We start from the raw sequence: 11,209 nt of genomic DNA, 5'->3' as shown, positions 1-11,209 counted from the left end.
TATAAACCTTATCAGCCCAAGAAGGATTTTTGAAATAAATGTAGAATACTAATATGATTCGGAAAAACGAGGGGATTAGTATGGGGAAGTACAGGGAACTGGTTTTTAATATAACCTTAATTACAATAGGAAGTATATTATTTGTGTGGGCACTTTACCGCTGTGGTATTGGAATTGATTGGAGAGTCTTTTTGATTTTATTAGCTTTCGCAATAATTTTGGATAATCTTGGCATAATGTATACAGATATAAAATTATCTTTAAGCCCTACAATAGGAATAACTACTTTTTTGATTTTTGGCACGGTTGGAGCGGCTACTCTCATGGTATCCTCTGTTATGTTTGATACTATTGTAGTAAGAAAAAAGATAAAAAATGGGCTTTTAAATGGAGGAATGTTTTCTATTGCATATTTAGTGGCAGGATGGTTTTATGAATTCATAGGTGGAAAAATTGGCATAGTTTCTTTTTCGCAAGTTAAATATATTTTAAGTTACGTCATAATAAGTTTCCTTTTGAATAATTTTATACTGTACTATGCTTTAAAAGTACAGGGGAAGATTTTGTTTAAAGAGTATTGGAATGAGAGTGTATTATTAGAGTTGGGTACTTATATAGTTATGATTCCTGTTTCATTACTTCTTGCATATATTTATTTTAAACATAGCCTTCTGTTTTTTGTGTTATCTTTAACTCCACTTATATTCATAGCATATGCTTTTAGGATGATTAGAGATTTGATTAAGGCAAATAAAAGGCTTAACGCCATATATGAGATGGTTAAAATGATAAATTCGAAGTTAGAGTTGGAGCAAATATTAGATACTATTATAGAAGTTATTTCTCAAGTTGTTTCAGTATCTGCAGCAGCAATATATTTGACAGATTCTAATGGGGTAGCTGCTTTAGTAAAATCGATAGGTAATAGAGAGGGAGAGGAAGGCTTTAAAGAAAATTACTTCAAAGATGAGGGAATAATAGGAAAGTGCATATCTTCTAACAAAACAATAGCAATTAAGGATTTAAAGCAGGATAAAAGATTTTTAAAAGAACAATTTTTAAATAACTATGGCAGTGTAGTAGTAGCTCCTTTAAGGTTTTCGGGATCTGTCATTGGATGTCTTATGGTGTTGCATGTAGAGACAAATGTGTTTGATGAGGATTCTGTTAAAATCATAGAGATAATCGTAGATCAAGCTTCTGTTGCGATAACCAATGCTAAACGATATTATGAAGTCACCAAAAAATCTATTACTGATCCTTTAACAAAGACTTATAATAGAAGATATTTTAATGATGCATTAATGGAAAATATTATGAGGGCAGATGAGACTAGTGAGCCTGTGAGCCTTATAATGTTTGATTTGGATAATTTTAAACTGATAAATGATACTTATGGCCATTTAGTTGGAGATGAAGTACTTAAGGAAGTGGCAAAACGGATAAAAAACAATGTGAGAAGTGATGATATTGTAGCGCGATTTGGTGGAGAAGAATTTGCAGTGATTTTGCCGAAACTTACTGCAGAACAAGCCTATATGATTGCAGAGAGGATAAGAAATGAAGTATCATCAAGGCCAATTAGGACAGATAAAGGAGATATATATGTAACCATAACGGGTGGAGTAGCAGATTATCCGGAAAAGGCTGATTCTGCAGAAAAACTTATAAGCCATGCAGATAGAGCTTTATATGCAGGTGGCAAAAGTAAAGGAAGAAACAAAATTGCCATATATGAAGTGTGAAAAAGGCTTAAAGAAAAGACTGGGAGAATATTTTCCTGGTCTTTTTTTGTTTTATCTCTTGATTTGAATAATTAATAAAGTTTTACCACATTAATAAGGTATAAAAAGTTACACTTAAATCCCTTGAAAATAAACGTTTTTAAGGTATAATATTAATCGAAAGGTGAAATAAATTTGTTAATATAGTTACCACATTAAATGTGGTAAAAGGGTGATTAATTATGGATAGGATACTTGAGATTATAAATATGCTTTTAAATAGCGAACAGCCACTTACGGTTGATTATATCGCAAATACACTGAAAGTATCGAATAAAACAATAAGGAATGATTTAAAAAAAGCTGAAGAATTTGTACAACAAAAAGGCGTAAAAATTATCAAAAAACCAAGAGTAGGTATTGTACTAGAGGGGCCTAGAAATAAAAAGCTTGAGCTTGCTGATGAGATTAAAAAGAGTTTAGACTTTGAAGAACCTTTTTCGCCTGAAGCAAGAAAAAACTACATTTTAAAGCGATTGTTTATGAGTAAAGGAAGTGTAACTACAAAAGAACTAGCGGAGGAACTTTATGTAAGTAGGGTTACAATACACAAAGACTTACAAAGTGTTGAAAAATGGCTTAACAAATTTAATCTAAAACTTCTAAAAAAACCTAACTATGGCATTGAAGTGGTAGGCGATGAAGAGAATTGGCGAAATGCAGTGGCAAGCTTAATTGTTTCAACTAAAGAACAAAAAGAATTAAAAGAATTTTTATATAATGATTACACTGGTAGGATAGATTATAGAACATTAATGCAATTAAGGGAACTTTTTGATATTGATTACAAGCAACTTGAAAAAATAGTTAGTAATGCTGAATCAAAACTCAAATTTAGATTTTCGGATGAGGCTTTTATAAGTTTGGTTATACATGTAGCTATTTCTATCGAAAGACTAAAGCATAAAAAAGATGTTAAATTATCAAAGGCGGTCTTAAATAATCTAAAGCAAAAAGATGAATATGTAATAGCTCAACAGATGGCGAAAGAGATAGAAGCGAAATTTAATGTAGTTCTTCCTGAATCAGAAATAGGATATATTGTATTGCATATCATTGGTACTAAAATGCAGCAAAATAAAATTGAAGATGTGAATTTAGAGTTGGAAGATGAAGAAAGTATTGAGCTAGCGGTTATTATGTCAAAAGAAATTATAAATATTGCTGAAAGGGCATTATCTCTTGATTTAAGCAATGATAAGCAATTGTTAAATGGTTTGATACTACATTTAAGACCAACTATAAATAGGCTTAAGTATGGTTTAACACTAAGAAATCCACTATTAAACGATATTAAAGAGAATTATCCTGAAATATATGGGGTTGCATGGATGACAAGTGTTGTGTTTGAGAAGTATTTAGGTAAAAAAGTTGCAGAAGAGGAAATAGGTTATATTGCACTACATTTAGGTGCTGCAGTTGAACGAGCTAAAAAACCACTTAAAGCCCTGGTTGTTTGTACAACTGGCATTGGAACAGCACAACTTCTTGCGGCAAGGCTTGAGAAATCTTTTAAACAGATAGAAATAAAAGACATAGTTTCTTCTGTTTCGCTACATGAGAGCATCTTAAATGACATAGATATAGTTATCTCTACTGTACCTATTGAGATAAATAAACCTTTTATAAATATAAGTCCTTTATTAACTCAAAATGATATAAGACGGCTTGATGAATTTATACAAGCTCTAAATAAGAGATCTAATTTAATTGATACGCAGTTACTTGATGTTGACGGTATTTATCTAAAAAAAGAAGATTTATTAAATAAGGTATGTATGGAGTTGCATAAAAAAGGATATGTAAAGGAGGAATATATTCAAGATGTTATAACCAGAGAAAAAATAGCTTCTACTGCTATAGGAAATGGTATTGCAATTCCACATGGTTTACCAGAACATGTTAATAAATCAGTATTTACAGTGGTAAGACTAAAAAATCCTATAGCTTGGGATGAAGAAAAGGTAGATATGTTATTTATGATATCTTTAACTCAAAGTGATATAGCAAAGTCCAGGTATATATTTAGAAAATTATATAATAAGCTTGAATCACCGGAATTTGTAGAAAATATAAAAAAAGCGAAAAGCAGAGAGGAAATTATAAAGTTATTGGAGGTAGTTTATAATGCTGATAAATAAAAATCTTGTCACACTAAATCTTGAGGCAAAAAACAAAGAAGAGGCAATTATAAAATTGGCGGAATTGGCGCAAAAAGAAGGGAAAATAACTTCTGTAGAGGAGTATGCGAGAAGTGTGCTTGATAGAGAAAAAGCATATACAACGGGGGTGGGGAATGGAATCGCGATACCACATGGAAAATCAAAAGCTGTAAAGGAGGCGATGATAGTATTTGGTAAAACAACTGATGGAATAGAATGGGATTCATTAGATGGCAAACCTGTCAATTTAATTTTTCTCTTAGGGGTGCCTGAAGAAAATGTGGATAATGTTCATCTTAAGATATTGTCACAGTTATCACGAAAATTAATGAATGATAGTTTTATTGAAATGCTAAAAAAAGCAGTAACTGTCGAGGAAATTTTAAATGCTTTAAGTGATATCCAAGTAAGTTAAAAATAAACAAAAATAAAATCGATAAGGAGGATAAAAATACGATGAAGGAAGAATTAAAAAGGATTAGAGAATATTTAATGACAGGCGTATCTTACATGATACCTATAGTTGTCATAGGTGGTGTTTTAATAGCTTTTTCAATTGCATTAAGTGGTGTGCAGGCTGGTAAAGGTGCAGTTGTTACAAATCCAGTGTTAAAAAGTATGATGGATATTGGTACAGCTTCTTTTTCAATGATGGTGCCAGTTCTTGCAGGATTTATAGCTTTTGGAATAGCTGATAGACCTGGACTTGCTCCTGGACTTGTTGGTGGAGTGCTTGCAAACCAGTTGAAGGCAGGTTTTTTAGGTGGAATTATTGCAGGTTTTATCGCAGGATATGTTGCAAGGTGGATAAAGAGTTGGAGAGTTCCTAAGAATTTAAGACCTATAATGCCAATTTTTGTAATCCCGTTGTTATCAGCACTTATTGTAGGTTTTCTTATGATATATGTACTCGGTAATCCTATAAGCAGTGCAATGACAGCTATGACAAATTGGTTAAAATCCATGAGTACAGGAAATGCTGTGATTTTAGCAATGATAATGGGTGCGATGATAGCTTTTGATATGGGGGGGCCTGTAAACAAAGTTGCATTCTTATTTGCTGCAGCAATGATAGGAGAAGGCGTATATACAATTATGGGACCAGTAGCAGTAGCAATATGCATTCCCCCGCTTGGGATGGGTGTTGCTACATTGTTAGCACCCAACAAGTACACTAAAGCAGAAAAGGAAGCAGGGTATGGTGCACTTGCAATGGGGATGATTGGTATCACAGAAGGTGCTATACCTTTTGCTGCAGCCGATCCATTAAGAGTAATACCATCTATAATGGTAGGCTCATCTATAGGTGCTGCGATAGCAGCAATAGGGAAGGTTGGAGACCATGCACCACATGGTGGACCTATTGTGTTGCCGGTTGTAGATAATAAAATCATGTTTATAGTAGCTGTACTAATAGGTATTGCGGTTACTGCATTAATGGTAAATGCATTAAAAAAACCAGTTATTGAAGAAGTTGAAGATGAGAGTGAAGTTGCTGAGTAAAACTAAAAATAGTTTCAAGATTATGTAAATAATTTACAAAATTTTATAGAAAGAGGGATGGAATATGAAAATAGTTGCAGTTACAGCTTGTCCTACAGGTATTGCTCATACCTATATGGCGGCTGAAGCATTAGAGAATGCAGCAAAAAAACTTGGGCACAAAATTAAAGTTGAAACGCAAGGTTCAATTGGCATAGAGAATAAAATAACTCAGAAGGAAGTTGATGAAGCAGATCTTGTTATTTTCGCAGCAGATGTAGCAGTTAAAGAAGAATCTCGATTTAAAGATAAGCCCATCTATAAAGTTGAAGCTCAAAAAGCTATAAAAAACGCTAAAGCTGTTATTGAAGAAGCATTAAAATTGGTTAATAAATAAAGAACTGATTGTTGAGTCAGGAAAGGGATTGCCTTTCCTGATTTTGCTTTTGCGGCTATCTAAAAAATGATTTGTCAAATTTGCTTTATTTTTTATTTTATTATTGTGCAAAAGTTTCACACTGGGACGAAAACTATGTTATAATAGACGTTAGAACTAATTTTAAGGAGGGTTAACAAATGCTAAAAGGAGTTGCGGCATCCCCAGGGATAGCGATTGGGAAGGTTTTCTTATATACTAAAGAAAAAGCAGAAATCAACATGAAAAACATAGATGAATCAAAAGTAGAGTACGAAATTGAAAGGTTTAAGAAAGCTTTAGAAGTGACGAAGGAGCAAATACAAAAAATTAAAGAAGATGCATTGAAAGAATTTGGGAAGGATAAGGCAGAAATTTTTGAGGCACATTTAATGCTAGCAAGTGACCCCGAACTTATTGAAGGGGTAGAAAACATGATAAAGACTGAACTTATAACTGCTGATAATGCGGTAAATAAAGTAATTGAACAAAATGCTTCTGTAATGGAAAGTTTAAATGATGAATATTTAAAAGAAAGAGCTGTAGATTTAAGGGATGTAGGAAGCCGTATAATAAATAATCTTTTAGGAGTAAAAAGCGTGAATCTTTCTGAACTTGATGAACAAGTGGTAGTTATAGCCAAAGACTTAACCCCTTCAGATACAGCTACCATGAAAAAAGAAATGGTTTTAGGATTTGCTACAGATGTAGGCGGAAGAACTTCTCATACAGCTATAATGGCACGTTCCTTAGAAATTCCTGCTGTAGTAGGATTGGGTAATGTTACCTCTCAAGTTAATAATGGAGATACCATAATAGTAGATGGGTTGGAAGGGGTTGTCATTGTAAATCCTGACGAAAATACAATAAACGAATATAAGGCTAAAAAAGAGAATTATGATAAAAAGGTGGAGAAATTAAAGAAATTAAAAGATTTGCCTGCAATAACTCCCGATGGCAAAAAAGTCATGTTAGCGGCAAATATAGGAACTCCAAAAGATGTAAAAAGTGCGCTGGCCAATGGAGCAGAAGGGGTTGGACTTTTTAGAACTGAATTCTTATACATGGATAGAACTACTCTTCCTACAGAAGAAGAGCAATTTGAAGCCTACAAAGAAGTTGCAGAAAAAATGGAAGGCCGGCCTGTTACTATAAGAACACTGGATATAGGAGGAGATAAGGAACTTCCTTATCTTGATATGCCTAAAGAGATGAATCCTTTTTTGGGATATAGGGCTATAAGGCTTTGCTTGGATAGGACAGACATATTTAAGACTCAATTAAGAGCAATTTTAAGAGCAAGTGCTTATGGAAATATTCACATAATGTATCCTATGATATCTTCTGTAGAAGATGTAAGAAAAGCAAATACCGTTTTAAACGAAGTAAAAGCTGAGCTTGATAAAGAAGGCATAAAATATGACAAAAACATAAAAGTAGGTATAATGGTGGAAATACCTTCTGCTGCAATAACTGCAGACATATTGGCTAAAGAAGTGGACTTCTTTAGCATAGGAACTAATGACTTGTGTCAGTATACTCTTGCTGTTGACAGAATGAATGAACACGTAAAAGATTATTATCAACCTTTTAATCCTGCTATTTTAAGACTTATAAAACTGGTTATTGATGCAGCCCATAAAGAAGGCAAATTTGCGGCTATGTGCGGTGAAATGGCGGGAGATCCTTTAGCTACAGTTATATTGTTAGGACTTGGCTTAGACGAATTTTCTATGAGTGCAACTTCTATACCTACAGTTAAAAATATCATCAGAAATGTGGAATATGAAAGAGCAAAAGAAATAGCGGAAAGGGTGCTAAATATTGCTGAGGCAGAAAAGATACAAAAAATGATGGAGGACATAATTAAAGACATTGAGTAAATCTCTGGCTTTTGCCAGAGATTTTTTATTAAAAAAATATCAAAAAAAATAAAGGAAAATTTCAAAATGTATAGAATAATAATATTAAAGATTATTTGCGATAAGATAGGGGGATATGTATGAAGGATTACAAAACTAATCAAATAAGAAATGTAGGATTGGTTTCCCACGGTGGAGCCGGTAAAACTACATTAACTGAGGCATTCCTTTTCAACACAAAAGTCATTGATAGAATGGGGCGCGTAGAAAATGGCACTACTGTATCTGACTATGACCCAGAGGAAATTGCCAGGCAGATATCTATTTCCACATCAGTAATTCCAGTGGAGTGGGGAGAGTGTAAAATTAATATATTAGATATGCCAGGGTATTTTGATTTCTTTGGAGAAGTTGTAAGTGGCTTGCGGGTTGTAGACAGTGTTATAATACCTGTGTGTGCTGCTTCTGGTGTAGAAGTTGGAACTGAAAAAGTGTTTAATATGGCTAAAAAGAATAAGTTGCCTATTATATTTTTTATTAACAAAATGGATAGAGAAAATGCAGATTATTTTAAGACATTAAATCAATTGATGGAGAAATTTGGTAATAAGGTTATTCCTTTGACATTTCCTATTGGAAGCGAACAAAGTTTTAAAGGCTATGTAGATGTTCTTACTCAAAAAGCATACGTTTACGATGAAAAAGGGGTAAAGGAGACAGAAGTACCGGCAGATTTGATGGATAAAGTTTTATCGGCCAAAGAGGAATTGATTGAGAACATTGCTGAAAACGATGAAACTTTAATGGAAAAGTACTTTGGAGGAGAAGAATTTACACAAGAAGAAATGAAAGAAGGAATCAAAAACAGCATAAGAATTGGAGAGTTAATGCCTGTTTTATGCGGTTCAAGCCTTAAAAATATTGGAACAGATAAATTATTAGATGCTATTGTGGAATTTTTGCCATCACCTCTGGATATAGAACGAGAAAAAGCTAGTGAAAATGGACCAGTAGCCGCATTTGTATTTAAAACTATAGCAGATCCTTATGTGGGCAGACTATCTATTTTTAAGGTTGTATCAGGTACTCTAACTTCTGATTCTACACTACTTAATTCAAATAAGCAGATGCAAGAAAAATAAGCCAGCTTTACATTTTAAGAGGGAAAAAGCAGATGCCTGTATCTAAGTTAGTAGCTGGAGATATAGGAGCAGTTGCAAAGCTTCAATATACAATGACAGGAGATACCTTATGTGACACTTCTAATCCTGTTACGTTGTCAGCAATCGAGTTTCCTCAGCCTACACTTGCTCTTGCAATTGAACCTAAATCCAAAGGAGACGAAGAGAAAATCAGCAATGGGCTTCAAAGGCTACAGGAAGAAGATCCGACTTTTAAAGTAGAAAAGAATTTAGAGACAGGTCAAATGATAGTTTATGGAATGGGAGAGCAGCATATAGAAGTAATTTCTAAAAAGTTGATGAACAAGTTTGGAGTAGAATGCACCTTGACAGACCCAATTGTACCCTATAGAGAGACGATAAAGGGTAAAGTCAAAGTAGAAGGAAAGCATAAAAAGCAGACAGGTGGACATGGACAATATGGTCATGTGTGGATTGAATTTGAGCCAAATCCCAACAGTGAATTTGAGTTTGAAGATAAAATCTTTGGTGGAGCTGTTCCCAAACAATATATTCCAGCAGTAGAAAAAGGCTTGAGAGAAAGTATGAAAGAAGGTGTGCTTGCTCGTTATCCTGTTGTAAACATTAAAGCTACTTTGGTAGATGGTTCCTACCATCCTGTTGATTCTTCTGAAATGGCTTTCAAAATTGCTGCATCTCTTGCTTTTAAAAAGGGAATGGAACAAGCAAATCCAGTTCTTTTAGAACCTATTATGAGAGTAGAAGTGGTGGTACCTGAAGAATACATGGGAGATATCATTGGGGATTTGAATAAGAGAAGAGGAAGAATTTTAGGCATGGAGTCAAAAGACAATTTAGAAGTAATCACAGCAGAAGTGCCTTTGGCTGAAATGAATAGATATGCGACAGATTTAAGGTCTTTGACACAAGCAAGAGGAGACTTCAAAATGACTTTTGCAAGATATGAAGAAGCTCCACCTAATGTGGCACAAAAAATAATAGAAGAAAGGAAGAAATTAAAAGAAAAAGAAGAATAAGCCTGCTTTTGCAGGCCTTATTTTTATTGCAGTTAATAACTTTTTTCTAAAAAATATTTAAGTTATAATATAAGAAAACACGGGTATTAGAGGAGGACTTTATGAAATGAATATAAGAGAAGAAACTTTAAAACTTCACAAAGAAAATAGAGGCAAACTTGAAATTATAAGCAAAGTAGAAGCGAAAAATGACAAAGATTTAGCTTTAGCCTATACCCCAGGTGTTGCAGAGCCTTGTAAGGAGATACATAAAAATAGTGATTTAGTATATGAATATACTACAAAGAGCCACATGATTGCGGTTGTGACAGATGGTTCAGCTGTTTTAGGTTTAGGAAACATAGGGCCCTACGCAGCACTACCTGTTATGGAAGGAAAAGCAGTTTTATTTAAAGAATTTGGAGGCGTTGATGCAGTACCTATATGTCTTGCTACTCAAGATGTTGAAGAAATTATAAAAACTGTGGTGAATATTTCACCTGCTTTTGGAGGTATAAATCTTGAAGATATTTCTGCTCCTCGTTGTTTTGAAATAGAAAGAAAGTTGGACGAAATTTTGGATATACCTGTATTTCATGATGACCAGCATGGAACGGCAGTTGTAACTTTGGCTGCTTTAATAAATGCTTTAAAAATTGTAGAAAAGGAATTAAAAGAAGTTACTGCCGTTGTAAATGGAGCTGGAGCGGCAGGGATTGCTATTGCTAAATTTTTAATAAAGGCGGGTATAAAAGATGTAATAGTTTGCGATAGAAGTGGTATCATATATGAAGGAAGAGAAGATGAAGACTTCTCTAAAAAAGAGATTGCAAAAATATCAAATAAAGGAAGATTAAAAGGGCTTTTAAAAGATGCTTTAAAAGGAGCAGATGTGTTTATTGGAGTATCAGCACCTAATGTATTAAATAAAGAAATGATAAAAACAATGGCAAAAAAACCGATAGTTTTCGCATTAGCTAATCCAGTGCCTGAGATATATCCTGATGAAGCAAAAGAGGCAGGAGCTTATGTAGTAGGTACTGGCAGATCTGATTTTCCAAACCAAATAAATAATGTGTTAGCTTTTCCGGGTATATTTAGAGGGGCATTAGAAGTTAGGGCTACTACAATTAATGAAGAGATGAAAATTAGTGCTGCGTATTCTATTGCCCAGACTATTTTAGAAAATGAACTTACTCCGGAATATATAATTCCAAAGCCTTTTGATAAAAGAGTTCTTAAAAATGTAGCAATAGCAGTTGCGAAAGCAGCAATAGAGACTGGGGTAGCGAGAGTCAATTTAGATTTAAAAGAGTTTGAAAATAGCTTTAATAAATAATAAAGTG

At 33.7% G+C, this 11,209-nt stretch carries 7 protein-coding genes and 1 pseudogene; all 8 read left to right on the top strand.

All coding sequences use genetic code 11. From position 1 onward, the window contains the following. Positions 1 to 80 precede the first annotated feature (80 nt). The 8 genes and pseudogenes from THESIDRAFT1_RS03935 to THESIDRAFT1_RS03900 all read left to right on the top strand — a co-directional run bounded on the left by THESIDRAFT1_RS03935 (position 81) and on the right by THESIDRAFT1_RS03900 (position 11,202). Positions 81 to 1,745, top strand: coding sequence for a sensor domain-containing diguanylate cyclase (locus THESIDRAFT1_RS03935; RefSeq protein WP_006569587.1), 1,665 nt, complete (start codon positions 81 to 83; stop codon positions 1,743 to 1,745). Positions 1,746 to 1,966: 221 nt separating this feature from the next. Beyond that, entirely contained in the window at positions 1,967 to 3,925 is a 1,959-nt protein-coding gene (locus tag THESIDRAFT1_RS03930; protein ID WP_006569586.1) for a BglG family transcription antiterminator, read from the top strand. Beyond that, entirely contained in the window at positions 3,912 to 4,361 is a 450-nt protein-coding gene (locus THESIDRAFT1_RS03925) for a PTS sugar transporter subunit IIA (protein ID WP_003870703.1), read from the top strand. Before THESIDRAFT1_RS03930 ends, THESIDRAFT1_RS03925 begins: the two co-directional genes overlap by 14 nt. 41 nt (positions 4,362 to 4,402) lie before the next feature. Next, positions 4,403 to 5,449, top strand: a complete 1,047-nt coding sequence (locus THESIDRAFT1_RS03920) for a PTS fructose transporter subunit IIC (RefSeq protein ID WP_006569585.1) — start codon at positions 4,403 to 4,405, stop codon at positions 5,447 to 5,449. A 64-nt stretch (positions 5,450 to 5,513) separates the two neighbouring features. Further along, positions 5,514 to 5,825, top strand: coding sequence for a PTS fructose transporter subunit IIB (locus THESIDRAFT1_RS03915; protein ID WP_003868415.1), 312 nt, complete (start codon positions 5,514 to 5,516; stop codon positions 5,823 to 5,825). Between the two features lie 179 nt (positions 5,826 to 6,004). Further along, positions 6,005 to 7,726 carry a phosphoenolpyruvate--protein phosphotransferase gene (gene ptsP, locus THESIDRAFT1_RS03910; RefSeq protein ID WP_006569584.1) on the top strand — a complete coding sequence of 574 codons (1,722 nt, stop codon included), beginning with the start codon at positions 6,005 to 6,007 and terminating at the stop codon, positions 7,724 to 7,726. A gap of 119 nt (positions 7,727 to 7,845) precedes the next feature. Further along, positions 7,846 to 9,884: pseudogene (gene fusA, locus THESIDRAFT1_RS03905) on the top strand (elongation factor G). A 106-nt stretch (positions 9,885 to 9,990) separates the two neighbouring features. After that, positions 9,991 to 11,202, top strand: a complete 1,212-nt coding sequence (locus THESIDRAFT1_RS03900; RefSeq protein ID WP_003868418.1) for an NAD(P)-dependent malic enzyme — start codon at positions 9,991 to 9,993, stop codon at positions 11,200 to 11,202. Positions 11,203 to 11,209 lie beyond the last annotated feature (7 nt).

It is taken from the genome of Thermoanaerobacter siderophilus SR4 (genome assembly GCF_000262445.1).
Taxonomy (GTDB): domain Bacteria; phylum Bacillota; class Thermoanaerobacteria; order Thermoanaerobacterales; family Thermoanaerobacteraceae; genus Thermoanaerobacter; species Thermoanaerobacter ethanolicus.
Note: the sequence above shows the minus strand (reverse complement) of the source record. Positions and strands in the feature narration are given on the sequence as shown.